Source organism: Noviherbaspirillum sp. Root189 (assembly GCF_001428545.1).
In the GTDB taxonomy this organism is placed as follows: domain Bacteria; phylum Pseudomonadota; class Gammaproteobacteria; order Burkholderiales; family Burkholderiaceae_D; genus Noviherbaspirillum.
Genome location: NZ_LMHZ01000018.1, coordinates 14340 through 39598, shown reverse-complemented (window position 1 = coordinate 39598; position 25259 = coordinate 14340). Strand labels below are relative to the sequence as shown.

At 56.0% G+C, this 25259-nt stretch carries 20 protein-coding genes; 9 read left to right on the top strand and 11 right to left on the bottom strand.

The features are described 5' to 3' along the window. Positions 1–127: 127 nt before the first annotated feature. The 3 genes from ASE07_RS12795 to ASE07_RS12785 all read right to left on the bottom strand — a co-directional run bounded on the left by ASE07_RS12795 (position 128) and on the right by ASE07_RS12785 (position 4173). Positions 128–1207: an MFS transporter gene (locus ASE07_RS12795; protein WP_235548452.1), complete on the bottom strand. Its 1080-nt coding sequence runs from the start codon at positions 1205–1207 to the stop codon at positions 128–130. A gap of 433 nt (positions 1208–1640) precedes the next feature. Beyond that, complete coding sequence (locus ASE07_RS12790) at positions 1641–3509, bottom strand: right-handed parallel beta-helix repeat-containing protein (protein ID WP_057291223.1); 1869 nt, start codon at positions 3507–3509, stop codon at positions 1641–1643. A 301-nt stretch (positions 3510–3810) separates the two neighbouring features. After that, complete coding sequence (locus ASE07_RS12785) at positions 3811–4173, bottom strand: hypothetical protein (RefSeq protein WP_057291222.1); 363 nt, start codon at positions 4171–4173, stop codon at positions 3811–3813. 403 nt (positions 4174–4576) lie between these two features. On the opposite strand from ASE07_RS12785, the gene ASE07_RS12780 reads away from it, so the two are divergent. Then, the gene (locus ASE07_RS12780; RefSeq protein WP_057291221.1) at positions 4577–6049 is read left to right on the top strand and encodes a hypothetical protein; all 1473 of its coding nucleotides are present in this window, start codon (positions 4577–4579) and stop codon (positions 6047–6049) included. Positions 6050–6202: 153 nt separating this feature from the next. On the opposite strand, the gene fahA is transcribed toward ASE07_RS12780, so the two are convergent. Together fahA and hppD are read right to left on the bottom strand one after the other, a co-directional pair. Further along, positions 6203–7480 carry a fumarylacetoacetase gene (gene fahA / locus ASE07_RS12775; RefSeq protein WP_057291220.1) on the bottom strand — a complete coding sequence of 426 codons (1278 nt, stop codon included), beginning with the start codon at positions 7478–7480 and terminating at the stop codon, positions 6203–6205. 281 nt (positions 7481–7761) lie between these two features. Continuing rightward, positions 7762–8838, bottom strand: a complete 1077-nt coding sequence (hppD, locus tag ASE07_RS12765; protein ID WP_057291218.1) for a 4-hydroxyphenylpyruvate dioxygenase — start codon at positions 8836–8838, stop codon at positions 7762–7764. 210 nt (positions 8839–9048) lie between these two features. On the opposite strand from hppD, the gene ASE07_RS12760 reads away from it, so the two are divergent. Further along, positions 9049–9567 (top strand): Lrp/AsnC family transcriptional regulator, encoded by a 519-nt coding sequence (locus tag ASE07_RS12760; protein ID WP_057291217.1) that lies wholly within the window; start codon positions 9049–9051, stop codon positions 9565–9567. 155 nt (positions 9568–9722) lie between these two features. Here the strand turns inward: ASE07_RS12760 and ASE07_RS12755 are convergent, their stop codons facing one another. From ASE07_RS12755 to ASE07_RS12735, 5 genes are all read right to left on the bottom strand, one after another. Next, entirely contained in the window at positions 9723–11954 is a 2232-nt protein-coding gene (locus tag ASE07_RS12755; RefSeq protein WP_057291216.1) for a malate synthase G, read from the bottom strand. A gap of 78 nt (positions 11955–12032) precedes the next feature. After that, a complete protein-coding gene (locus tag ASE07_RS12750; protein WP_057291215.1) occupies positions 12033–12719 on the bottom strand; it encodes a haloacid dehalogenase type II in 687 nt (228 codons plus the stop codon). 402 nt (positions 12720–13121) lie between these two features. Next, positions 13122–14390, bottom strand: coding sequence for a tetratricopeptide repeat protein (locus ASE07_RS12745; RefSeq protein WP_082584119.1), 1269 nt, complete (start codon positions 14388–14390; stop codon positions 13122–13124). Next, complete coding sequence (locus ASE07_RS12740) at positions 14387–16597, bottom strand: EAL domain-containing response regulator (protein ID WP_057291213.1); 2211 nt, start codon at positions 16595–16597, stop codon at positions 14387–14389. The genes ASE07_RS12745 and ASE07_RS12740 overlap by 4 nt, the downstream gene beginning before the upstream one ends. Beyond that, the gene (locus ASE07_RS12735) at positions 16594–18741 is read right to left on the bottom strand and encodes an HDOD domain-containing protein (RefSeq protein ID WP_057291212.1); all 2148 of its coding nucleotides are present in this window, start codon (positions 18739–18741) and stop codon (positions 16594–16596) included. Before ASE07_RS12735 ends, ASE07_RS12740 begins: the two co-directional genes overlap by 4 nt. A gap of 548 nt (positions 18742–19289) precedes the next feature. Here ASE07_RS12735 and ASE07_RS12730 point away from each other — a divergent pair. From ASE07_RS12730 to ASE07_RS12700, 7 genes are all read left to right on the top strand, one after another. Continuing rightward, positions 19290–19628: a DUF6152 family protein gene (locus tag ASE07_RS12730; RefSeq protein ID WP_057291211.1), complete on the top strand. Its 339-nt coding sequence runs from the start codon at positions 19290–19292 to the stop codon at positions 19626–19628. Further along, on the top strand, positions 19628–20122 hold the full coding sequence (locus ASE07_RS12725) for a DUF6644 family protein (protein WP_057291210.1): 495 nt from the start codon (positions 19628–19630) through the stop codon (positions 20120–20122). Before ASE07_RS12730 ends, ASE07_RS12725 begins: the two co-directional genes overlap by 1 nt. Before the next feature lie 501 nt (positions 20123–20623). After that, positions 20624–21406, top strand: coding sequence for a transporter substrate-binding domain-containing protein (locus ASE07_RS12720; protein WP_057291209.1), 783 nt, complete (start codon positions 20624–20626; stop codon positions 21404–21406). A gap of 75 nt (positions 21407–21481) precedes the next feature. After that, on the top strand, positions 21482–22150 hold the full coding sequence (locus ASE07_RS12715; protein ID WP_057291208.1) for an amino acid ABC transporter permease: 669 nt from the start codon (positions 21482–21484) through the stop codon (positions 22148–22150). After that, positions 22147–22797, top strand: coding sequence for an amino acid ABC transporter permease (locus tag ASE07_RS12710; protein WP_057291207.1), 651 nt, complete (start codon positions 22147–22149; stop codon positions 22795–22797). Before ASE07_RS12715 ends, ASE07_RS12710 begins: the two co-directional genes overlap by 4 nt. Continuing rightward, entirely contained in the window at positions 22784–23512 is a 729-nt protein-coding gene (locus tag ASE07_RS12705) for an amino acid ABC transporter ATP-binding protein (protein WP_057291206.1), read from the top strand. The genes ASE07_RS12710 and ASE07_RS12705 overlap by 14 nt, the downstream gene beginning before the upstream one ends. A gap of 66 nt (positions 23513–23578) precedes the next feature. Beyond that, positions 23579–24274 (top strand): GntR family transcriptional regulator, encoded by a 696-nt coding sequence (locus tag ASE07_RS12700; protein WP_057291205.1) that lies wholly within the window; start codon positions 23579–23581, stop codon positions 24272–24274. A gap of 222 nt (positions 24275–24496) precedes the next feature. Here ASE07_RS12700 and ASE07_RS12695 read toward each other — a convergent pair whose 3' ends face one another. After that, positions 24497–25228, bottom strand: coding sequence for an aspartate/glutamate racemase family protein (locus ASE07_RS12695; protein WP_057291204.1), 732 nt, complete (start codon positions 25226–25228; stop codon positions 24497–24499). Positions 25229–25259: the final 31 nt, after the last annotated feature.

Here is a 25259-nt window from a genome sequence, read left to right as displayed (position 1 = left end):
ACGGAACGACAAAAAGCGGTCAATACCTTTAAAACATTGTTTCGCTGTGCGAAACAAGGCACGGATGAACGACAGTCCTCCGATTCTTGGATGAAATTAGGACGTGCGCAAATTGCGCTGACGAGAGTCAGTCCAGTGTCCGTGCGACATAAGCTGCCGCTGCAATAAAAACACAGGCAACGCCGAGTACGCCAATCGCTGCCTGCAGACCCCAGCCGTTGGCCACGAACCCAATGATCGGAGGCCCGATCAGATTGCCGCTATAGCCGAATGTCGCGACTGCGGCCAATGCTGTCGAGCCATGCCGCCCTGCTGCGCTGTAAACGAAAGGGAAAAGCGAAGCCAGTCCAGCGCCCGCCAGGGCAAAGCCGAGGATGGTAGTGACTGTATTTACCGCCGGCACGGCTAGGAATATTCCGACAGCGGCAATCAAGGTGCCGGTGGCGACGACACGTCGCGCGCCAAACCGATCCTTCAAGCGATCCGCGCCCAGACGTGCGGCGAGCATCATTGCAGAAAACGCGGCAAAACCGAGGGGCGCAACGCCATCGCCGACGCCGAGCTTGTCTTTCATGAACACACCGCTCCAGTCGGCAACCGAACCTTCGGCTACGGCGCCGCAAAAACAGATCACGCCAAGCATCACTGCCGGCCCATGCGGAATTGCAAAGCTCTTGCCATTGGCCTGCGGATCGGGGCGGTCATGGGGCAGGCTTGTGTAGCTGGCCCACAAGATCATCGACAGTACGAGCGCGACGCCGACGAAATGGGCCGATACCGACACGCCTGCGGCGGCCAGCGCGCTGCCTGCCAACGCTCCTGATACAGTCCCGACGCAAAACCACGCATGCAATGCCGACATGATGGACCGGTCTGCGCGTTTTTCAGCTTCAGCGCCAATGGCATTGATGGCCACATCAAAGGAACTTGACGCCCCGCCATACAGCAGCGCTGCAGCAACGAGCAGCGAAAAATCTGGCGCCTTCGCAAGCAAGGGCAAGCCGAGCAACAATGCGATTCCCGTAATCATCGCTGCATGTCGTCCACCCCTATGACGTATCAACCATGCCGCTACGGGAAACGACATCACCGCGCCGATGCCTGCGCCAAGCAGGACAATCCCAAGCTCGGCCGGATTCAGCTGCAAACTGTCTCTTACTGCCGGGATACGCGAAGCCCAGGTGGCATAGGTAACACCAAGCAGCATGAACAATGCTGGCAATGCACAGCGGCGGATTAAGGAATCGTATGTTGAAACTGAGGTGGCTTGCCTGATTGAATCTGTCATTGATGTAGTAACTGTGCCGTGCACGTAGTCAAACGCAGGTGCATCTGGATACCAGAGACGACCTCGTCCCGAGAGATTGGTTCGTCGCCAGGCAATCGATAACGGCCAACGCGGTTGTTACGATGAGCCTGAGGACTGAAGCGCAATCTGGAAGAGGATATTGTACTGAGAAAACATCTTATGAATGCCAGGATGGGCGACCGTTCAAAATCATCCGGTCTAAAACAAAAAACGCATGCCGACAGCATGCGTTTATTAAGTTATCCATTCGAACACACATTTCGAAAAACAACCTGGCGGTCACTATGCCACAGGGTACACGACATATTCGCCAGGCTGAGAGCCGGGGTGGTCAGTTAAGCGTGGAGTTGCTGTCCTGGCCTGTTCTTGTCTTCCACTGCGTGAAGTTCAAGGCTTCGCCATTGAAATTGGCAAAGATCGATGAGGAACTTGTATAAGCATTCGCTGAATAGCTTCCAAAGCGGGTCACCGCGCTAGTACCAAGGTCGCTGCTGATACGATAGTTTTCTTGTTTTCCGGATGTGGAAAAGTTATTACCCGAAAACGCGTTGTTCTTCACCACGGCTGCCGTGCCGGCCTCGACAATCTGCACATGCGCCTGTGTGCTTTGGGTAAAAGTATTGTCTTTGATGACGTTGTCAAAACCGTTCAGGATTTCCATACCGTTAGCGTTGGCGCTCACATGATTACCGCTGACCGTAGTACCGTTTGCAAAATCCCCCAGGTAGATGCCCCATGCGAGGCGCTGATTGACTGCGACATTCCGAATGACGTTATTCTCAATTGTCGTATTCAACGCAAGCTTGTCGGGTGCGGACGTAAAGATACCGCCGCAATCCGTCAATACCTTGCAAGCACCATCCACCGTGTTTCCGCTGACACGCGCATTGCGGAATACGCGTATGCCGATATAGCCAGAATTGGTTACTCGATTATTCTGGACGACTGCGCCGCTGCCGCCGGTCAGGTTGATTGCCGCATGTGCATTGGTCGGCATGCTGACCGTGCCCGATGCATCGATGAGCGAATTGCCGATAATTTCGCCACCGCCACCCCATTTAACCGCAATTGCATCATGCTTGGAGTTGCGGATGATGGCGCCATCCACGGTCAGCCCGGTTCCGCCGGAGTAAAGGATGCCGTTGCCCGACGAGTTTTCAATGCGCACCGCATGTGCGCTGAGCGTGCTCGCGTTGAGCCCGTTGATGCCATTGGCTGCACCAAAGATGCTGACATTCTGAACTGTGACATTACGCGAACTGCTTGCGTCGATGGCATCCTTGTCCGGAGAAGCCCAAATGCGTCCTTCGGGTGACTGACCATCAGGTGTCCACACATACAGGCGACCATTGCTCACGGCCCATTCACCCGGCTCATCAAGCATCCACAATTTACCTTCCACATAGAAGTCGACCTGCCCGCCAAGCGCGTAGCCGTCGAAGTTGATGTTGCCGGTGGACGCTACCGCCATGGTGGATCCGGAGTAACCAGTGATCTTTCGCGCTTCGACCGCCCATTCGTAAGGCTTAAACACTAGCGTGGCGTCCGTGAGGTCGGCGTTCGGCATGGCATAAGTCAGGCTGCCGGTACTGGAACTGCTGGCCTTGGCCCAGGTCTGTGTGCGCGTCGGCCAGTGGGCAGCACTCACAGGTGCGCCATCAACAATGACCTGAGCCACCGCGAAGGATACCGGCGCCGAATAAATATTGCCTTGGAATTGAGTCCATCCGCTAAGCGACTGTCCCGGCGTAAGGATCGCATTGCCACACGTTCCCATGGTCCTGACCGTTACATTCGATTTCCCTTTGAGGTCAAGCGTACCCTGATAGGTCCTCCCGCACTGCAAGTCCACGACAGTGTTATCACTGACTGCGGATGGCATGGCAAGAACCGGCAGGGCAGTACTTGGCGCGACGGGTGTTGGACTATCACTGCCGACCTGGGTATCCGTAACGCCGGACTCAGTTGGCGGTGTGACGGTAGTCGATGCCGGAAGTTGCGACATGCCCTCTAACTGTGTATCTGTAGCAAGCTGCGTATGCGTGGGCGTTGCCGTCGAAGCGCTGAGGCTGTCTTGCAGGGCGACGCTCGATTGCGCTTCCGGAGAAGATGAACCACCTCCGCATGCGGCGAGGCCGATGGTGAGTGACAGTGCCAGCGTCATGCGCTTTAGCGGAAATGGAATCGTGTCATATGGCATTAGAATTTTGAGGCACACCCATGCGCAAGCTGGGGCGACGAAAGTGAACGGAAACGCATTTCAACACGTCATTTCCGGTCTATCAATACGCGTTTTGACAAGTAAACATGCGTGAATTGTTACTAATAGTGAGTAATGTAAAGGCCAATGAATTACCGCATTGACAACGCAGCAGAGCCAAATGGCGATGGGTTCACACGATTGCCTTCTGACTCTCTATCCCTGGAGGAGAACGAGCGTGGCTTTATTGATTGTCCGCGGATGGCTCACTTTATACGTCGCTTGCAAACGTAAACTATTTTTATCGCGGCGTTAGATCAGTCGGCGATTGCACCTTCAGATGCTGTGTGATGGCGAATGAAAGAAGATTGATGCCGACTCCTGCGGAGATCAGTGGCAGCAGATAAAGTGCCAGCGTATACTCGGAGCGGAATACTTGGTCGTCAGCAATTCCTCTTGTTGCCTTCGCCAGACTCGCGACATAGGTGATTACCACCACATCAAGACCTGCCAGTGCAATGAGCATGCAGGCATAGGCAATCAGAACTGTGCGGGATATGCGAATGATCCGCAACAGATGCCAGATGATAACGACAGGGAGCGTCAGTGAAGTCAGCACCAATGCCCAGAATTCAAACTTGATTAAAACTGATTCAATCAACATTTCGGTGCACGCTTAATCCTGTATGTGATAATGTAGCCTGATATTTGTGACAGCTGCTGTTGCAAATAAAAGGATTATACTTAGCGCCAACGCGTCAGGCCTGAACCTTGACGGCAGGAGCGCAAGGCCTTCGCCCAAAAGCTGATTAAAAACGTTTCTTACAGACCAGCAGGATGCCTTTTTTCAAAACGGCGGGCTTGGCCGCGAATCCAGAACCGTCTCGGTATGGTCCAGCCGGGCCAGGGCGGGTATCTTAAGTTTAACCGTTAAAATGCTGCGTCGACCGCTTCCTGAAGACGATAGATGCGCTTAATTCACAAGTGGTTTATATCGATTTGTGACCTCTCATACTGATCCGGTTCTGGAAAGAACGGGTCAAACACGACTAACGACAACAAGACTTATGCCGAATAAAGCTGACCAGTCATCACGTACCGCCCCGATCAAGTGGACCGACGACGAATGGGTGAAAATCGCCAATCAACTTCTCCTGGAAAAGGGGGATAGTCTGCTTTCCTCAAAACGTCTTGAAGAAATCAAGGCAAAAGACGTATTCAATGCCCAGGAATTATTTCCTGAGGACCGTCACCGCAAACTCGTCTCGATTGCACAGGGCTTCGAAGGTATACGTGAGAAGCTGCGCCCCATTTTTCAAAGGCTGGGACAGGCGCGTCAGAACGATCTGTTTCGCCAAGAAGCTGGAAGCCGCGTTGCCGACGAAAGCATGGGAAATAAAAGTGGCAACGCCTCTGCTTCACAAGCAGCAAGCGGACATGAGCCAGTGGCGGAATCCATTGACACGACACCTACAGCGGTCGACACGCAACAAGCCTCCGGAAAAGAGGACATCGGCAACGCGATAGCGACAGGGCAGCCTGCGGAAAATACGCCTGCAGCCATCGGGTCAGAGTCCAATGCGGGTCAAACCGGCGCATCAGCGCCGGCCCTTCCGGCTCGCAGTGCCGAGGCAGAAGCCGCACCGGCTCCCCATGGCCGGCAAGCGCACGAGGACAGGCGCGCGGCGCGGGCACAAGCCGATCAGGATTTCAGGCAGGCTCAGGCCCAGCGCCGCGAGCAATCTATGCAGAATCGCAACCAGCCCCGCGGCCCGCAAGCCACTGCGGTGCCTGACGCAAACCTGGTTGAGGCAGCTCGCCCCTTCGTCGCGATGGTATGCCAGGAACTGGCCCGGGCGTTCGTCAACGCGTTGTCCGACAAGGGATCGAGTGACGTACTACGCTCCTTCGTTGAAACGACTGCCGCGCAGGTATCGTCGATGCAGTCGTCCGGGACCTCCGGTGCAAGGAACGCTGCGCGCGCACCGCAACAGCAGACATTCAACAAACCCGCACAAGTCATGCGTCAGGCCGTTGAGCCAGAACAGGCTATCGCCTCAGGCCATGCTGATGCGCTGGAAGACGAGGGTGTGCATCCCGGCGATGTCCAGCCACTCTTCGATCCGAAATTGCCACCGTCGGCGGATAGCGAGTTCAAGCCGAACATTGGTATCGTAGGTACCAGCTCGGACCAGTTTGACGACTTGCGTCAGCGTTATCCGCAACTGATGCTGACGGTCGTTCCGGTTGATGCAATTCGCAGTGGCAACGTGTTCAGGCAATGCCAGCGCATTATCGGTTTGAGCGACGAGATGCCGCCGGGTACCGATGAACTTTTGCGCCGCTCACTGGCACCGCGCTACATACGCCTCACGGGAGGCATTGATCGGGTCAAGGAACAATTGAATCACTGGCTCGACAAGCCCGGTTCAATCAATGCAGGACCGCGTAATCAGGGCCAGCATAATCGCAACGGGAAGAAATTCAAGGATAGGGGTCAGCACAAGGGCAAGCACCGCCGGCCCGGACCGGTTAGCTGATGTCGCAGGATCGTCGCTGACCCAGTCAGGACGAAAGCACTCTGGCATCGCACATGCGACGGAACGCAGGGTAGATCCGCGTTTGCGTCCGCGTGTAATCAACGTGTTTGTGTGAAGATAAAGGGTACGCCGTGCGCACCCTTTAACGTTTTGCTACTGCTGCCTGGCAGCCAGCAAAGTACCTTTGCATTCGCCGAATCCGATCCGCCGCGCGCCGGGCTTTTCACAATAGGCGCGGAGAATCACCGTATCGCCATCTTCAAGGAATGTACGCGTTTCACCATTCGATAGCGTAATGACTTGCTTGCCGCCCATCGTCAATTCGAGCAAAGAACCACCCTGTTCACCCGCAGCACCCGAAATCGTTCCGGAGCCCAGCAAGTCGCCAGGCTGCAGATTGCAGCCATTCACGGTGTGATGCGCGATAAGCTGGGACACGGTCCAGTATGCATCGCTGAAGTTCGAATAGCTTAATCGCTGTGCCGGCAAGCCAGCCTTACGCATACCTTCTGTCTGCAGCCAGACTTCAAGCTTGATATCGACGCCGCCACTTTCGCGGTTCATCGGAGAATCCAGATAGGGCAGGGGCTGAGGGTCATCCTCCGGCCGCTGGAAGGGAATGCGGAAAGGTTGCAGCGCTTCCATGGTGACGATCCATGGGGAGACCGTCGATGCAAAGTTCTTCGCAAGGAAGGGGCCCAGCGGCTGGTATTCCCAGGCCTGGATGTCACGTGCACTCCAGTCGTTGAGCAATGCAAGACCAAAAACATGCTCTTCCGCCGCTGCCATCGATACGGGTTCGCCAAGCGTATTCTCTTTGCCGACAAAAATGCCAAGTTCCAGTTCGTAATCCATCCGGCGGGACGGCGACAGCTTCGGTGCGGGATCGTCGGGTCCCTTGGTCTGTCCGCTAGGACGGCGAAAGGTTTGTCCGCTGACACCAATCGACGAGGCACGGCCGTGATAGCCGATCGGTACCCACTTGTAATTAGGCATCAGTGGGTTGTCAGGGCGGAACAGCTTACCGACCGTCGTCGCATGGTGGATGCCGGTATAGAAATCAGTGTAATCGCCGATCTGGCAGGGCAAGCCCATCTCGACTTCTGACTGCGAATAGAGCGCACCTTGCAAGCTCGCCTGCTGGTCGCTTCCGCGTCGCAAGCCCGCGGAAATCTTTTGGCGCAGACCCCGGCGTGCGTCGGCACCTGCCGACATCAAACGGTTCATGTCATTGGTATCGACGAGTTGCGTTTTGTTGAGATCAAGCACCTTGTCACCAATGGCAACGCCAATGTGCCACTCAACGCTGCCCGGCGAGCGGAAGCGGCCGAACGGCAGGTTCTGAATTGGAAAATCAGTCGCTTGATCATTGGCGGATTCAACCCAGCTTTGCAGGGCAGGGTCGTGGGTATCGTCTAGGGTAGCAGTCATGGTGTGGTGTCAGTGGTTGGCAGGGATGCGTTCATGCAGGAAGGCAGCGTGCCTTGGGACACGCTCCGTTTTAGAACATTCCTCCAGCATAGCTCACTTCACTGCGTCCAGTTGCTTGAGCTGTGCGTCCTTCTCAGGATCGGGACAGGCGAGTTCCACACGATGACCATTCGGATCGAAGAAATAAATTGAATGGAAAACACCGTGATCGGTCACTCGCAGTATGTCGACACCATTCTTTTCCAGATGACTCTTCGATCTTCATGATGCCGGCTCCCTGATCAGGCTGTTTGCAAAACGCCGCGACGTACCTGATCGCGTTCGATGGATTCGAACAACGCCTTGAAGTTGCCTTCGCCGAAACCGTCATCACCCTTGCGCTGGATGAACTCAAAGAACACCGGACCGAAGACGGTCTTCGAGAAGATCTGCAGCAGCAGGCGTTTTTCGCCGCCGTCGGTTTTGCCGTCGAGCAGGATGCCGCGCGTCTGCAATTCAGGAACACGCTCACCATGACCTGGCAAGCGATCAGCCAGCATCTCGTAATAGGTTTCGGGCGGCGACGGCATGAATTCCACGCCGGCCATCTTCAACTGGTCCAGTGTGCTGATCAGGTCGTCGGTGTAGAGGGCGATGTGCTGGATGCCTTCGCCGTTGAACTGCATCAGAAATTCTTCAATCTGGCCCGACCCTTTAGACGATTCTTCATTGAGCGGAATACGGATCTTGCCATCCGGCGCCGTCATTGCCTTGGATGTCAGGCCGGTATATTCGCCCTGGATATCAAAGTAGCGAATCTCGCGGAAGTTGAACAGGCGCTCGTAGAATCCCGCCCAGTACGCCATGCGGCCGCGATAGACGTTGTGTGTCAAGTGATCGATCAGTTTCAGGCCGGCACCCTTGGGATTGCGGTCCATGCCGTCGATGAATTCGAAGTCGATGTCATAGATGGACTTGCCTTCTTCAAAACGGTCAATCAGGTAGAGCGGGGCGCCGCCAATCCCCTTGATTGCCGGCAGGCGCAGTTCCATCGGGCCGGTCGGGATTTCCACCGGTTGCGCGCCAAGTTCAAGCGCGCGCGCGTAGGCTTTGTGCGCATCCTTCACGCGGAAGGCCATGCCGCAGGCTGATGGACCGTGTTCGGCAGCGAAGTAAGAGGCGATGCTGTTCGGTTCGTTGTTGATGATGAAGTTGATTTCGCCCTGGCGATACAGGACGACATCTTTGGAGCGATGACGGGCAACCTTGGTAAATCCCATTGCCTCGAATACCGGTTCAAGCACGCCCGGAGTGGGCGAAGCGAATTCGACGAATTCAAAGCCCATAAGGCCCATCGGATTTTCAAAAAGATCAGACATGGTGGTTTCCTGAACGAGAGACAAAGGGAAGGTGCTTTACGCGATGTGGCGGGGCAGGGCAATATTTGGCCGGGTGCCATTGCAGTATGCATCACCACATTAATATGCGAAGTTTAATGCGCTGAAGGTGCAATATGTGCGCGTTTAAGGTAGGATTTTCACCTAGATGTGCACATTTAGTGCGTTTATCCCCTTCAATGTGAAAATATTATGTCTCTCATTCAAGTTGACAGGTTTGACCTTGATATCCTGAACGAATTGCAACGGGATGGCAGGACTACCAATAGTGTCCTAGGAGAAAAAATCCATCTCTCGACTTCCCAGGTAAGCCGCCGCATCCAGCGCCTGGAGGAGAGCAAGGTGATCAATCATTATGCGGCGATGCTGGACCCGGATATTGTCGGTCTGAGTGTGATGGCCTTCACTTCGGTGACACTCGAGCGTCACGGTGATGCGCGCAGCGACACCTTCGAACGAGCGGTCGCGGATATGCCGGAAGTCCTCGAGTGCCTGTCCGTGACTGGCGAGGCCGACTATATCCTGCGAATCGTGGTGCCCGACCTGGAATCGTTTTCAGCGTTCCTGATGAGCAGCCTGCTGCGGGCGCCCGGTGTGGTGAACGTCAAATCCAATATCACTCTCAAGCGGATCAAGCAGACCCATGTCCTGCCTATGGGGCATTTGCTGCAGCCAACGGAGACGACCCGCAAACTGGTTCTGTCGAAATAGGGTCGGAAGTTACAGTCGCGCCTGAACAAGGTGGATACACAAGGTTTTCGGCGGATATAAAGACGTCCGGCGGGTCTGGCCGCCGGATAAATGCGGCAAATGAAACGAATGAAGGCGGCTTCAGTCAGGAAGCCGCCTTGCCGGACGCAGCCGGCTTACTTGCCCGGCGCTTCGGACTTCACCTTCAGGCGCCATGCGTGCAGCAGCGGCTCGGTGTAACCGCTGGGCTGTTCGAGGCCCTTGAACACCAGGTCACGCGCAGCGCGATAGGCATAAGACGACTCGAAGTTCGGTGCCATTGGCGTGTAGAACGGATCGTTGTCGTTCTGCGCGTCGACGACCTTGGCCATGCGTTGCATGGTCTCGGTCACTTGGGCTTCCGTCACGATGCCATGCAACAGCCAGTTGGCAATATGCTGGCTGGAGATGCGCAGCGTCGCACGATCTTCCATCAGGCCGACGTTGTGGATGTCCGGCACCTTCGAGCAGCCCACGCCCTGGTCCACCCAGCGCACCACGTAGCCGAGAATGCCTTGCGCGTTGTTATCGAGTTCCTGCTGGATCTCGGCAGCCGACCACTTGGCTTCGGCGACGACGGGTACCTTCAGCAAATCATTCAGAAGACGCTCGGTCTCGGTTGCAGCATCGATTTTCTCAAGCTCTTGCTGGATCTGGGAGACGTTGACCTGATGATAGTGCAGCGCGTGTAGGGTTGCGGCGGTCGGCGACGGTACCCATGCCGTATTGGCTCCAGCCTTGGGATGATTGATTTTCTGCTCCAGCATGGCGGCCATCAGGTCCGGCATTGCCCACATGCCCTTACCGATTTGCGCACGTCCGCGCAGGCCACAGGATAATCCCACCAGCACATTGCTGCGCTCATAGGCAGTCAGCCAGGCGCTGGTCTTCATGTCGCCTTTGCGCATCATCGGACCTGCGCGCATTGCGGTATGCATTTCATCGCCAGTGCGGTCGAGGAAGCCGGTATTGATGAACGCTACGCGCGCACCTGCTTCGCTGATACAGGCCTTGAGGTTGACGCTGGTACGACGCTCTTCATCCATGATGCCGAGCTTGACTGTGTTGGCGGGCAAGCCGAGCAGACCTTCGACACGGCCGAACAATTCCGCGGCAAAAGCGACTTCTGCCGGACCGTGCATCTTCGGCTTGACGATATAGACTGAACCGGTGCGGGAGTTGCCGATTTCCTGGCCTTGTTTGCGCTTGAGGTCATGCAACGCGATGGTGACGGTGACCACCGCATCCATGATGCCTTCCGGGATTTCCTGGCCGTTCTCGAGCAGGATCGCCGGGTTGGTCATCAGGTGTCCAACGTTACGCAGGAAGAGGAGGGAACGGCCATGCAGCGTCACCACGCCGTCTTTAGCATCCGTCGCGCCGGCGCCCGCGGTGTACTTGCGGTCGGCATTCAGGCTGCGGGTAAAGGTCTTGCCGCCCTTGGAGACACTTTCTGCAAGCGTGGCCTGCAGAATGCCGAGCCAATTGTTATATGCCTGGACCTTGTCATTGGCGTCCACTGCGGCAACCGAATCTTCGAGGTCGAGAATGGTCGACAGTGCCGCTTCGATGACGACATCCGCCACACCAGCCGCATCGTCCTTGCCGATACGTGTTCCACGATCGATCTGGATATCGATATGCAAGCCATTGTTCTTCAGCAGTACCGATGTCGGCTCCGATGCCTGACCCTGATAACCGATAAATTTGCTTTCGTCGGCGAGACCCGTCACGCTGCCGTCCAGCAGCTTGACCGTGAGCTTGCCATCGACGACCTGGTAGCTTACGGCGTCGCGATGGGAACCCTTTGCCAGAGGCGCGGACTGGTCGAGGAAGTTACGGGCAAAGGCAACGACTTTCGCGCCGCGTGCCGGGTTATAGGCTTCACCATTCGGGCCCGCCTTAGTTGCGCCATCGGTTTCGGGAATCGCATCGGTGCCGTACAGCGCATCGTACAGCGAACCCCAGCGTGCATTTGCAGCATTCAGCGCATAGCGTGCGTTCAGGATTGGCACGACTAATTGCGGGCCGGCCTGCAAGGCGAGTTCCGCATCGACGTTGGTCGTGCTTGCCTTGACGTCTTTTGGCTGCGGGACGAGATATCCGATCGATTCGAGAAACGCGCGGTATGCGCTCATATCGGCGATCGGACCCGGGTGGGCACTATGCCATTTGTCCATTTCCGTCTGGATGCGATCGCGTTCGGCCAGCAATGCGGCGTTCTTGGGCGCGAGATCGTGGGCGATTGCGCCAAAGCCTTTCCAGAAGGTGGCGCTGTCAATGCCGGTGCCCGGCAAGACCTTGTCTTCAATGAAGCGATACAGCACGGTGGCGACCTGAAGCCGATTGCAGGGAGTGCGGTTAGTCATTGTGTGAGACCTCTTATGTTTTAGGTATAAATAAAAGCAAATGAAAAACAGTCTAGCAAAAGAAATAGTGTTCGCAATCTATCCCGGAGCGCCACTTTCATGGAGGAATGGCAGCAAGTCGCGGAGTGAACGCCCCTCTCCATTTGGCACGACGCCGAGTTCTTCGATAGGGGCCGCTGCGCGATTGACCCAGAAGGTCTTGTAGCCGAACCAGCTGGCACCGCAGATATCCCAGCAATTGCTCGAAACGAACAGCATGTTCTTGGGCGGCAGGCCAAAAATGTCCGGCCCCAATTGATACGCTTCGGGCGCTGTCTTGAATTTTCTTACGCTGTCGACGGACAAGAGGTGACTGAATAGAGCCTGCATGCCGGCAGCCTTGACAACGGTCGTGAGCATTTCTGGATTACCGTTTGACAGCACTGCGAGTTTGAGGTCCTGGCTCTTCAATTGTTCAAGTACGCCAGCACATTCCGCAAATGGCTCGAGCCTTGCGTATTGCGACATCAACGCATGCTGCGCCTTCAGATCGAGATCGAGTCCAAGAGAGCGGCACGAATACACCAGCGCATCTTGAGTAACCTCCCAAAATGGCTTGTAGGTTGAGCACAGCGTACGCAACTGCGTGTATTCGATCTGCTTGCGGCGCCACAATGCAGCAAGCTTTTCGCCATTACCGCGAAAAAGCTTTTCGGCGAGCGCACTGATCGAATACACGTCGAACAGGGTGCCATACGCATCGAAGACTACTGCCTGAACAGCCATTAAAGCCCGATTCTGATCTTAAAAATTGAATGAAAGTATATGTGTAAAGAAATGCGACAAATGAACGATTTAATCAAATCATTTGTGCGTTTAAGTAAAAAGTAGTTTGTAGAGTGGGGATGCAAATTCCAATGCCGGAACGTCGCAATATTTAGCCCATAAAAATAGGATTATAAAATTGCTAATTTTGCATAAGGTTCGGGGGACGCCAACAATTTGGTGGGCGGCAATGCATATTCCCGAATTTTAGGGAGGTATTGTCGCAAGCAACCGGAACTGCGACATGTCGTTTTGCTTTATGGCGTGCGAGGTGGATTGCCGCAGGGCAGGCAAGAGAATTGGATGTCGCAATGGTACTTTTACACCGAGGATAGTCGATGCGCCCCGGATTAAATTTTCTACTCAGCGCTCAAGGCGCCTTTTTTGCCGAGGCATCCACTCGGCCACCGCGCTCTTTGCCGCAGCAAGTTCCTGTGTTGAAATACGTGTTTCAACTGCGCGGCGATGGCGAGCCGCTCGCTGCAGTCCGGCCGCTTCGGCGAGGTTCAGCCATTGCCAAGCCTTCACCGGATCGGCCGGCACCCCCTGCCCATAGGCAAGCATCAGCCCAAGGTTATATTGCGCGCGCGCGATGCCCTGCTCGGCTGCCTTGCCGTACCAGTGCAAGGCCATTTCGTCATTTTTTTCAACATCGACGCCGCAGTCGTAGAACATCCCGAGACGGAACTGAGCTTCTACCATATCCTGGTGCGCGGCGAGTTCGTAGAAACGCAGTGCTTCCCGAGTGTCCCTTTCGATGCCGTCACCTGCATCCAGGATCTTCGCCACTTGCAACTGAGCCTGCGCATGGCCCCGCTCGGCCGCCTTGCGGTACCAGAACAGGGCTTCAGCCAAGTCCTTCGGAAGGTCGCCACCCCTAGCCAGGATTTGTGCCAGGCTGAGCTGGGCCTTCAGGTAGCCTTGTTCGGCTGCCTTACGATACCACCTGGCTGCGACGTCCATATTCTGGCCGACACCTTTCCCTGTTTCATACAAGTTCGCCAGGTTGTACTGGGCGGCGGCGTGACCGAGGGCTGCCGCCTTCGCGTACCAGCCGGCGGCTTGCATAGGATTCTGCGCTACGCCTTTGCCGGTGCTGTACATGATGCCAAGGTTGTTCTGTCCGGCCGCGTCGCCCTGTGCCGCGGCCCGGGCGAACAAGTCGATCGCCTTGCGGTAGTCGCGGGGCGCCTCGACGCCATTCGCGTAGATCAGGCCCAAGTTGTTCTGCGCGCCGGCGTGACCGCCGCTCGCTGCTTTCTCAAACCAGTCGATGGCCTCCTGTTTCTCTTCGGCCTTCGCGACTTTCCGGCCATACAGCAGCAGGCCGAGGTTGTACTGCGCCTTGGCGTGTCCTTGAGCCGCGGACTTGCGGTACCAGTCGATGGCCTTGTCGAAGTCTTGTTTGATGTCTTGAATGCCCTGGCCGGTCGCATGGCGTGCACCGAGATGAAACTGCGCCTCTGCGTGGCCTTGTGCGGCAGCTTTCTCCAGCCATGCGGCGCCCTGTTTCTCGTCGCGCGGCACGCCGCGCCCGATCAGGTACATGAGCGCGAGCGCGAACTGCGCTTCCGGCGTACCGTTCTGCGCCGAAGCCTCGACCCGGTCAGTTGTCGCCACGGCTTCCATCATCCCGCTCCTATCCTGCGCGTGGGCGCCTGCACATGCAGCAGTTCACTGAACCGTTCCAGCGGAAGCGGCTTGTGGTACAGGAAGCCCTGCATGATCTTGCATCCGGCCTGTTCGAGATAGCGTGCCTGCAACTCCGATTCCACGCCCTCCGCAATCAGATCGAGCTTCAGCCCCCGCGCAATGGCAATGACGGCGAGCACCACAGGGAAATGGCCGTCGGCATGGCCGATCTCACGGATGAACGCTTGGTCGATCTTGAGCGTGTTGACGGGGAAGCGCTGCAGATAGGCCAGCGAGGAATAGCCGGTGCCGAAATCGTCGATCGCAATGCGCACACCGAAGCTGCTCAGTTTTTTCAGATGCTTGATGGCGGTTTCAGGATCGCGGATGCAGATGTTTTCGGTGATCTCGACTTCCAGTTGCGTCGCGGGTATCCGGTACGTGTCAAGCGCGCTCGCCAAGGTCCGGAAGAAGTTGTCCCGCATGAGACAGGTCGGTGACAGGTTGATCGACACCCGCACGGCCTCCTTGCCTTCATCACGCAGGCGCCGCAGGTCGCGGCACACGCTGTCCACCATCCAGTCGCTGAACGGCACCATCAAGCCCGCTTCTTCGGCCAGCGGCAGGAATTCGCCTGCGGGAAGCACGCCGCGCCGGGGATGATTCCAGCGCATGACGGCCTCGGCGCCGACCACCGCGCCGGTCCTGGCATCGATCTGCGGCTGGTAATACATTTCGAGTTCGCCAGCCTTGAAGCCGCGTCGCAGGTCCTGCTCCAGCAGGACCTTGTCATGCGCGGCGTCGAGCAGTGAACGGTCGTAGAAGCTGAACCCGTTCTTTCCTTCTCCTTTGATCTTGTACATCGCCATGTCCGCGTGACGAATCAGGTCGTCGATCTTGTCGCCGTCCTCGGGGAACACCGCGATGCCGATGCTGGCGGAAATATGGAGCGTCGTGTTATCGAGAATGAACGGCGCTGACAGCACCTGCAGGAATTTTTGTGCAACCACGGAGGCGGACGAACGTTCGCGCAACTCCGGCATGAGCACAACGAATTCGTCGCCGCCGATGCGTGCCAGGGTATCGCCCTTGCGAATGCAGCTCTTCAGGCGCACGGCGACTTGCCGCAGGAGTTCGTCCCCCTTCAGATGGCCGAGCGAATCGTTCACCGTCTTGAAGCGGTCGAGATCGACGAACATCAGGGCAAGTTCCTCCTCCTTGCGCCGGGCCTGGACGATGGCCAGCTCCAGCCGATCGCGGAACAGCGCCCGATTCGGGAGGTCTGTCAGGATGTCGTGGTAAGCCTGATAGGCGATGACCTCTTCGGTGCGGCGCTTTTCCGTGACATCACGCGCGATGCCGTAAGTACCGGTGTATTCGCTCGTACCCTGCTTGCCGTTGTTCAGGTACATGCCGATGGAGTTGAACGAGATGGTGCGCAGCGAGGTTTCGAAAGTACGTGCCTTCAACGGGTCCGCGCATTTCAGCTGCAGTTCCACGTTGCGCGTGGCGCGCTCTCCGACCCGGCGTTCGTTGAAGACGTAGCGTGCGCGCTCGAGGTCGTCGTCATGCACGATGGTGGTATACGAGGCCCCGATCAATTCATTACGGTCGAAACCGAGCAGCTCCGTCACACGACGATTGATGTACGTGAAGCGGCCTTCAGGGTCAAGGGTATAGATAATGTCGGGAGAGCTGTCAATGAGGAAGCGGTACAGCTTTTCCGAACATTCGAGCCGCCAGGCGAAGTCGTGGTTTTCCGCAGCCAGTCGGCGGCGCTCAAGCGAGTTGCCGACGAGGCTGAGCAGTTCATCGTGCCGGTATGGCTTACGCAGGTAGCCGTAGGCGCGGCGGTTGATGGCCCCGATTGCCGCTTCGATCCCGCTGTCCCCGCTCAGCACGATGACATCGGTGTCGATGCCGCGCTCGTTGATGAAGTCCATGACGTCGTGGCCGCTCACGCCGGGCATGCGCAGATCAAGCAGCACAAGATCGAAATGCAGGCGTGCGAGCATGGTGATCGCCTCGTGCCCGCCGCCGACGGTGGTCAGTTCGTAGCCGTTGCCGTCGAGCAGATCGGCCAGGCTGGACAGGAGACGCGGTTCGTCGTCCACCAGCAGCAAGCGCGGTGCGGCGGGTGTGATGGCCGGCGTATCATTCCGGCCGGTGAAATCGGGAACGAATATCGGTGCGTTCTGTACGTTCATCCGCGTTCTCCGGGTTCGGGGTGGGCATGAAAGGGCGCGGGGCGCAGGAGAATGTCGAACACCGTGCCGGCATTGCTGCTGCGGCAACTGATCTTCCCGCCCGCCTTGGTCAGCAGGTCGTGCACGATGGACAGGCCGAGGCCGCGGTTGGGGCCGTCTTTCGCACTGACCATCTGCGAGAACAGCCGAGGCATCAAGGTGTCCGGAATGCCGGGGCCGGTGTCGATCACGCTGACGGCGATCCAGTGCCGGCCGTCACGCGGAACCAGTCCGGCATTGCGCAAATCGATCCGTCCGCCGTTGGCCATTGCTTCATTGGCATTCTTCACCAGGTTGACCAGGATCTGGTTGAGGACGCGCGAATCGATGGCGGCGCGGACCGGTTCACGCGAGGCGTGATGCGCGATGCGTACCTCCGGATGCAACGAACCGCTGTCGGAAAACATGCGCGCGGCGTGCGCCAGCGTCCCATTGACATCGGCACTGTCATCCGGTTGCGCCTGCTGCGACTGGTGTTCCTGGGCGAAGTCGTTAACGATTTGCGCCACCCTGTCGACCTCCTCGGCCACGACCGATAAATCGCCGCCAATCGCTTGTCCACTGTCGACTTTGCGGTCCAACAACGTGAGATAGTTTTTAATAATCGACAGCGGGTTGTTGACTTCATGCGCAACACGCCGCGCGGCAAGCTGGAATTCACTGGCGAGGGCCGCATCCGGAACACCGGCTTTCTCGTTATGCTGCATCGTCTGGCCGAGGATGGCGCCTGACTGACGGCCGAAGTCGCCGAGCAGATGCTGTCGGTTCCGCAAGAGCTGCGCCTGTCCCGCGCTCATCGCGCCAAGCAGGACCACTGACTTATCCGTCGAGGAAGAAAGGCGCAGCGCAACGAGTGCATCCGTCTTGAAAAAGCGGAGCAGCTGATCCTCGACCACCGAAGCCACGCGCGGGGGAATATGGAAGGCCGCCATGCCATGCAGGGCTGCCACGCCGGCAATGTTGCCTTCGTCCAGCGGCAGCGACAACCCGGACAGGCGCATCCGGTCGTCTTCCAGCGCAGCGGGCGTAAGCACATCGCTGCCGGCCGATGCGGACAGCACGATTGCGTCGGAGAAGCCGAATAGGACGACCGACGACTTCACAATGGCGCGGGTGCACGCGTTCGCGTCGTGGAACTTGCGGAGCTCCTCCGCCGTTTTCGACACCAGGATGAGATCGCGCACCTTTTCGTTGAGCTGGTCGCCGCCAAAGATCGATGGTGTCGCCAGGCCGGTGCGCCAGACAGGCAATGCCGAACGTATTTCCTTCGGGATGTCGATGCCCAGCGAGGCCGCCAGATGCGCTATCTGCTCGCCAAGCGTCCGTGCGTGTTCGCGCGCCTCTTCCTGCGAGAAGCCGGCAATGCGCGCCACCGTGGGCGGGATCCCGTCCACAGTGCCGGCGTGCGTCGCGAAGGCATCCGCAAGGGCGGTCAGGCGCACCAGGGGATGCGCTGTCTGCAACCGTTCCAGCGGTTCGTGGTGATATCGGATACTGTCGGCGAGGAAGGAGTCCAGTGCCAATCCTTCGATGAGCAGTGCGCCCGCCTCAGGGTGCGTGATTTCCAACGTGCGTTCTTCCGTCGCACACAGTGCGTCGTCGTCTTCCGCATGGAAATTGGCCGCGTACTCGTCCGGTGCGATGGTGACCAGCGCCAGCCGGCCGATATCGTGGAGCAGGCCGGCGAGATAGGCTTCGTCGAGCTGTACATAACCGAGCTTTTCGGCGATGGCACGCGCAGAGATCGCGGTGGCGATGGCATGCACCCAGAAGGGTCGAAGGTCAATGCCGCGCGTGGTAGCAAAGCCGTTGAAGGTCTGGTAGACCGATTCGGTGAGGAGCAGGGTGCGCACCATGTCGATGCCGATAGCCGTCAGTGCCTGCTCAAGATTGGCCGGCACCGGGCCGCGGCGATAGACGGGACTGGCCGCAACGCGCAGCACTTTCGTGGCGAGTGCTGCATCCTTGGAAAGCAGTTCGGCAAGCGTTGCCATACCGCCTTCCTCGGACTCGCAATGGCTGATCAGCTGCACCAGCACCTGCGGTAACGCAGGCAGGCTGGCAGCCATCAGGCGACGCTGGATGTCGAGAACCGGAGTCTCCATAGTTTGCGCTTAATTTGTACGCATGATGAAAAATTGACAACGCGAATGCGGCTTTCAAATCAAGGCACTAGACTTGTATCTTGAGAAAGCACTTCAGGAAGCGATTTATCATAACATCAATATTGTTTCCGAGGTGCAAATGTAGTAACAATCTGATGAGGAGGTCCCGCCTGATCGGCAAGCGGGTACCCACGCCTTGAACAAAGATAGGCACCGGGACAGTACGTGCGGAAATATTGCCTTATTCAGGGCAGAGATAGTTCCTATATCGTCAGACCGCGGTTAGCAATTTGAGACCTTCGGAAACTCCAAGGCGACTAGCATTTTCAAATAAACATGTTTACTTCGTAAAGCCAGTCTAAAAATCACTGGATTAAACAAAGCAAAACGACGATGCGAAAGGTACTGATCCCTGCGACTAAGCTCGCCAAACCGATCCAGTGCGCTCTTATATAATGTTCGGACGGCAGCGGCACTGCCATACCAAGAGCCATGCTTCGAATGCGAATTGATCTGCGGATTTTTTTCTACTCATTAAGGAGTGTGTCATGAAGTACCTCGCCGCATTCACGTTTATGGTAAGTGTAAGTGCGTTTGCGCACCATGGCTGGAGTGAATACGATTCTGGTTCTACGCTGCAATTGACAGGGCAAATTGAGGATTCAGGATATTCTCATCCTCATGGATTTCTGCGTCTTAAAACGGCAGAAAAATCATGGCTGGTTGTGCTGGCGCCGCCAACACGTATGGAAAACCGAGGACTTAGCCAGGAAATGATCAAGCCAGGAAGCAGCGTTACTGTTGTTGGCTATCCGAATCGCAACAAGCCCGAGGAGATGCGTGCTGAACGCATCATTGTTGGCAGCAAGACGACAGAATTACGTTAATGCAGACGACCGCAATCGGCGGTGCCCTGGGGTGGCTCGAGACAAGTGTTTTGGGCGCGGCAATGCGAGGAAGTCTCTGGATGTATCCCATTGTGGAAATTTTCCACATCATCGGATTTTCAGTGTTGGTAGGTTCTATTGTCATGTTCGATCTGCGGATACTTGGTTTGTCGAAAGACATTCCGGTGACCGCGATGGCACGCCATTTCGTGCGCTGGTCGTTACTCAGCCTACTTTTCGTGATCCCTGCTGGAATCATGATGTTTACAGCGCATCCCGGCGACTTCATTGCCAATAAGATTTTTCTGCTTAAGCTAACGCTCATTGGGTTAGCTGGAATCAATGCAGTGCTGTTCCATTTGGGTGTCTATCGTCACGTCGCCAACTGGAATGCACTGGTAACAGCACCAAAGCTGGCACGGGCCCAGGCTATGCTGTCGCTTGTGATATGGATTGCCGTCATCTCATGCGGTCGACTGCTTGCCTACACTTGAGTGTGATTACTGCACCAGGTGTCGGTGTGACACAAATCTTCCTGAATTTAATCGACTCTGACAGATAATTCGTGTCGGCTTTTTTCGGTCCCGGGGTTCATGACTCTGAGCGAGCATCGGAACGGAAATGAAGTGGCCCTATCCATAGTCGCTCCGATGTCCTTCCCCCAGGGGCTTGGGCGTGCCGCTTGTAAGCGAGGAGGTTAGCGTTGATGCCGCACGCCATGGCCGCCGCAGCAATGGATGCCCTTGGTTGATCTGCATTCAGCAGGATGCGTGTCTTCGCCTCTGCGCCGGCGCCTGCGTAAGGTCGTTTCAGAGATGCCTTCTAAGAGGCGCAATCATGGTGCATCCTTTGCACTTGGCGCATCATTATGGCGCGCTTTTAGTACACAAAAATGGTCGACAAGGCTTGTGCGCAGGCATAGAACCTGCTTGATAGCACGCAACATCCCGATGAACAAGATGAAAGTTCTTCAAGTGCTATTAAAGGAGTTGTCGATGAATCGCCGTACTGTCCTGTCCACCCTTATTGTTAGTGTTATCGCACTGGCCTCCACCATCGCGCATGCTGACGTGCTGGATGACGTTATCAAGAATAAAACGCTTCGTGTCGCCGTGCCGCAGGACTTTCCGCCGTTTGGTTCGGTCGGCGTCGATCTGAAGCCAGTTGGTTACGATATCGATGTGGCTAAGTTAATTGCGAGCCAGCTTGGGGTCGTCGTCGAGATCGTGCCCGTCACCAGTGCGAACCGTATTCCGTACCTGAGCACAAAAAAGGTCGATTTGGTAATTTCCAGTCTTGGCAAGAATGCCGAACGTGAAAAGGTTATCGATTTTAGTGACGCATACGCGCCATTCTTCAATGGCGTGTTTGGCCTCGCTAACCAGAAAGTCACCAAGGTGGACGACTTAGTCGGAAAGACTGTGGGCGTCACACGCGGTGCCATTGAGGACTTGGAACTGACAAAGATTGCCCCCACCGGCGTGACGATCAAGCGCTTTGAGGACAATAACACGACCATTTCAGCATTTTTAGCCGGCCAGGTTCCTCTCGTTGCAACTGGCAATGTCGTAGCAGCCAGCATTTCGGAGAAACAGCCGAACAAGAAGCCGGAAGTCAAATTCCTGATCAAGAATTCCCCTTGTCATATTGGTCTTAACAAGAACGAAACAAGGCTGCTGGAGCGTGTCAACATAATTATTGCCAAGGCCAAGAAGGACGGCAGCCTCAATCGCATTGCCGACAAATGGCTGAAGGCGCCGCTGCCGGCAGACTTGTAAGCGGCTATAGCGATTAATGAAAAGCACACGGGTTGCGGCTCGTGCCGCCACCGCTATGCTCAGCAAGGCCATGCCATGGATTACACATTCGACTTCAGCAGCATCTGGGAATACCGGGAATATCTGGTCAACGGCGTGGTCGGTACGATACGCCTGACAGCCGTCGGTACGGTATTCGGCTTGGGCATCGGCATCCTTGGCGCAGTCGCCCGGGCTTGGAAAATACCTGGACTTGCACAGATTTACACTGGCTATGTGGAGCTAATCCGCAATACGCCATTCATCGTGCAGTTATTCTTCGTGTTTTTCGGTTTGCCTAGTCTCGGTGTGCAGCTCACGGAATGGCAGGCTGCAACGATTGCTATGGTAATTAACCTTGGCGCCTACAGCACCGAGATAATCCGCGCTGGTATCGACGCTATCCCAAAAGGACAAATCGAAGCCGCGCTGGCACTGTCGATGTCACGCCTCCAGATTTTCTATCATGTGGTGCTACGGCAAGCGCTAATCAAAATCTGGCCAGCACTATCGAGCCAGATCGTGATCGTGATGCTGGGCTCGGCAGTGTGCTCACAGATTTCAGCGGAAGAACTGACATTCGGCGCCAACTTTATTCAGTCCCGTAACTTCCGTGCGTTTGAGGTCTACTTCATCTCCACGGCGCTGTACTTGATGATGGCGATGGCGCTACGTCAGCTGCTGGCCTCGATCGGCCGCCGTGTTTTGACAAGGAGGGCGCCATGAGTGATTTTAGTACGTGGGACATCATCCGCAACCTGCTGCTGGCGGCACGTTGGACGGTAGTGCTGTCAATCGTCGCCTTTGCCTGTGGCGGGTTGGCCGGACTCGCGCTGCTGCTGATGCGCACGTCGAAGAAGCGGGCACTGCGAGTGATTGCGCATGCCTATATCGAAGTGTTTCAGGGAACGCCATTATTGATGCAGTTGTTCCTGCTGTTCTTTGGGATCGCCTTGCTCGGTATTGACGTGTCGCCCTGGATTGCGGCCGGTCTGGCCTTGACGCTATTCAGCAGCGCTTATCTAGCCGAGATTTGGCGTGGCTGTGTTGAAGCGATTTCACGCGGTCAGTGGGAGGCGTCATCGAGCCTCGCGATGAACTACTTCGAGCAGATGCGGTATGTAATCCTCCCGCAGGCTCTTCGGATCGCAATAGCACCCACCGTCGGATTCTCGGTGCAGGTTGTTAAGGGAACGGCAGTCACTTCAATCATCGGATTCGTCGAATTAACCAAGGCCGGTTCGATGATTACCAATGCAACATTTGCCCCGTTCACCGTATTTGGTCTGGTGGCACTGATGTACTTTTGCCTGTGTTTCCCGCTTTCGCTCTATGCAAGTCGTTTGGAAAGGAAAATGAATGTCACTCGTTAATATCCATGGCTTGCACAAGCGATTTGGTGACGTGCACGTTCTCAAAGGCATTGATCTCGCCGTTAAGGAAGGCGAAGTTACCGCGATCATAGGACGCAGTGGTTCTGGAAAAAGCACCTTGCTGCGTACTATCAATGGACTCGAAAGCTTCGACGCTGGCAGTATTGAGGTTGACGGCGAACGTCTCAGTGTCGGTCGCACTGACTTGCGCCAGTTGCGTTTGAAAGTCGGCATGGTATTCCAACAGTTCAATCTCTACCCACACCTGACGGCCGGGAAAAACGTGATGCTGTCGCCCACAGTGGTGAAGAAGACAGGCAAACAGGAAGCGGAAGCAATTGCGCGTGACATGATGGCGAAGGTTGGTTTGGCGGACCGGTTTGATTACTATCCGGATCAATTGTCAGGCGGACAGCAGCAGCGTGTTGCTATTGCAAGATCGCTGGCAATGTTTCCCAAGGTGTTACTGTGCGACGAAATTACGTCCGCTCTTGATCCAGAGTTGGTGAGTGAGGTATTAGCGGTAGTACGAAAACTTGCGGAAGACGGAATGACCCTGATTATGGTCACGCATGAAATGCGGTTTGCACGAGAAGTCGGCGATCAACTGGTGTTCATGCATCACGGCAGAATTCATGAGCAAGGTGATCCTAAATCGTTATTTACCGCGCCGTCGACACTGGAACTCGCCAATTTCATCGGCTCGATCTCCTAAATGATTTTTCCGTTGAACGCCATACATTTTCATCGATAACCTCCTGTAGAAATCAAATTTCCACCCATGGCCAATCCTGCTTCCTCTGCCGACGTAAGGTCTTCTCAAGAAATTGCCAGTGAAATCGCCACTGCCATTGCGGAACGACGACTGCCTCCCGGCGCAAAGCTTAAGGAGGAAGCACTCGCACGACTGTATTCCGTCAGTCGCACAAAGATACGTGCAGCGCTGCTAATGCTATCGAAGGACGAGCTCATTGAGATCATCCCGGAGAAGGGCGCCTGCGTGTCCAGGTTGAGTGAACGTGAAGCACTTGAAATTTTTGCCGTGAGACGCATTCTGGAAGCGGCTCTGGCCAGAGAGTTTGTGGAAAAGGCGGATGAAGCCGATTACCGGCGGATAGAAGAACATTTGGTAGAGGAGCGCAAGGCACTTGCTTCCAACGATACGCAGCTACGTACAAGGCTGCTTGGCGATTTTCATGTTTTGTTGGCTGAAATTGCTGGCAATCAGGTGCTGCTCAACATTCTCAGAAAACTGATGGCCCGCACCGCGCTGGCGGCAATGCAGTCACAATCGGATCATGCTGCTGCCTGTTCATCTGACGAGCATAAGTTATTCATCGAGGCGGCAAAAACGGGAAATGCGGACCGGGCGGCCGATCTAATGTTGCGGCACCTTGACCATGTCAAGGAGGCGTTACGTACAAACTATAGTGAGACAGGCCGGCAAAAAGATTTGGTGAGGGCGCTACTCGTCTGACTTGACGCAGCAACGAGTCCAAGATTTTTCCCGAAAGAACTTCGAACGTTATACGGTGATTGTCAGCCGTAAGTTCGATCGTCGCGGTTTGGCCCCCTATGAGCGAAAGGGTTAACACAGCATGAATCCGCTGGTTCTACGAAAAATTTAACGCCAATCCGAGGTGCTTACAAGTAAATTTTGAGAGGGAGCGTTAAAGCCTGATCCCAGTGAACTTCTGCGTCATCGGGAAAACCCCTGCAGCATGCCGGTATATTCTTTCGACGGCGGGTAAGCCCATTCGCCGCGTTTGCTTGTCCGTAGCCCCAACTGTACGATGCCTTCAACCGTTCTAACGGCGGCACCTACTCCGTCAATTACAGGCGCATCGATATCCCTGCTGATTTCCCGGCACAAATCGGTCATCCCCGCGCATCCCAGGACGATACAGTCGGCTTTGTCTTGAATAAGCGCCCGACGGCATTCCTCTGTTATGACGCGCAGCGCATTACTATCCTTGCGCTCCAGGTCAAGCACATTCAGATCGCATGCCCGGACGTTGCGGCAAAATCGTTGCATGCCGTAGCGTTCAGCCAAATGCCAGGCCATTCCGCAAGTCCGCGACAACGTCGTCACCACACTGAAGCTTGCACCTACAAAGCTTGCAGTATGCATTGCTGCTTCCGCTATGCCGATTACCGGGCCGCGCGCGATCTCCCGTGCAGCGTACAACCCCGGATCTCCAAAGCATGCGATCACATAACCATCGACACCACACGCTTCGCCCGCGCGAATTTCTTCCAGCAAGCCGGGGACGCACATCGCTTCGTCGTAATGGCTTTCGATCGATACCGGCCCCATGGAAGGGCTTACAGCAATAATCTCCGTTGTCGTGGCGGCAACCATGCGTGCGCATGCCCCGATTTTCTCAGTCATGCTCCAGGTCGTATTGGGATTAATGATTTTGATCTTCATGGAAACTTTCAATACGACTTATATCTAACTG

What these genes read in the sequence shown, in the direction of transcription:
- ASE07_RS12705 (WP_057291206.1), top strand. Translation starts at nt 22,784, where the DNA reads ATGTCACTCGTTAATATCCATGGCTTGCACAAGCGATTTGGTGACGTG.
- ASE07_RS12745 (WP_082584119.1), bottom strand. Translation starts at nt 14,390, where the DNA reads ATGATGGAAGCCGTGGCGACAACTGACCGGGTCGAGGCTTCGGCGCAG.
- fahA (WP_057291220.1), bottom strand. Translation starts at nt 7,480, where the DNA reads ATGACTGCTACCCTAGACGATACCCACGACCCTGCCCTGCAAAGCTGG.
- ASE07_RS12725 (WP_057291210.1), top strand. Translation starts at nt 19,628, where the DNA reads ATGCAGACGACCGCAATCGGCGGTGCCCTGGGGTGGCTCGAGACAAGT.
- ASE07_RS12755 (WP_057291216.1), bottom strand. Translation starts at nt 11,954, where the DNA reads ATGACTAACCGCACTCCCTGCAATCGGCTTCAGGTCGCCACCGTGCTG.
- ASE07_RS12795 (WP_235548452.1), bottom strand. Translation starts at nt 1,207, where the DNA reads ATGCTGCTTGGTGTTACCTATGCCACCTGGGCTTCGCGTATCCCGGCA.
- ASE07_RS12700 (WP_057291205.1), top strand. Translation starts at nt 23,579, where the DNA reads ATGGCCAATCCTGCTTCCTCTGCCGACGTAAGGTCTTCTCAAGAAATT.
- ASE07_RS12710 (WP_057291207.1), top strand. Translation starts at nt 22,147, where the DNA reads ATGAGTGATTTTAGTACGTGGGACATCATCCGCAACCTGCTGCTGGCG.
- ASE07_RS12720 (WP_057291209.1), top strand. Translation starts at nt 20,624, where the DNA reads ATGAATCGCCGTACTGTCCTGTCCACCCTTATTGTTAGTGTTATCGCA.
- ASE07_RS12780 (WP_057291221.1), top strand. Translation starts at nt 4,577, where the DNA reads ATGCCGAATAAAGCTGACCAGTCATCACGTACCGCCCCGATCAAGTGG.
- ASE07_RS12730 (WP_057291211.1), top strand. Translation starts at nt 19,290, where the DNA reads ATGAAGTACCTCGCCGCATTCACGTTTATGGTAAGTGTAAGTGCGTTT.
- hppD (WP_057291218.1), bottom strand. Translation starts at nt 8,838, where the DNA reads ATGTCTGATCTTTTTGAAAATCCGATGGGCCTTATGGGCTTTGAATTC.
- ASE07_RS12695 (WP_057291204.1), bottom strand. Translation starts at nt 25,228, where the DNA reads ATGAAGATCAAAATCATTAATCCCAATACGACCTGGAGCATGACTGAG.
- ASE07_RS12785 (WP_057291222.1), bottom strand. Translation starts at nt 4,173, where the DNA reads ATGTTGATTGAATCAGTTTTAATCAAGTTTGAATTCTGGGCATTGGTG.
- ASE07_RS12750 (WP_057291215.1), bottom strand. Translation starts at nt 12,719, where the DNA reads ATGGCTGTTCAGGCAGTAGTCTTCGATGCGTATGGCACCCTGTTCGAC.
- ASE07_RS12735 (WP_057291212.1), bottom strand. Translation starts at nt 18,741, where the DNA reads ATGGAGACTCCGGTTCTCGACATCCAGCGTCGCCTGATGGCTGCCAGC.
- ASE07_RS12760 (WP_057291217.1), top strand. Translation starts at nt 9,049, where the DNA reads ATGTCTCTCATTCAAGTTGACAGGTTTGACCTTGATATCCTGAACGAA.
- ASE07_RS12790 (WP_057291223.1), bottom strand. Translation starts at nt 3,509, where the DNA reads ATGCCATATGACACGATTCCATTTCCGCTAAAGCGCATGACGCTGGCA.
- ASE07_RS12740 (WP_057291213.1), bottom strand. Translation starts at nt 16,597, where the DNA reads ATGAACGTACAGAACGCACCGATATTCGTTCCCGATTTCACCGGCCGG.
- ASE07_RS12715 (WP_057291208.1), top strand. Translation starts at nt 21,482, where the DNA reads ATGGATTACACATTCGACTTCAGCAGCATCTGGGAATACCGGGAATAT.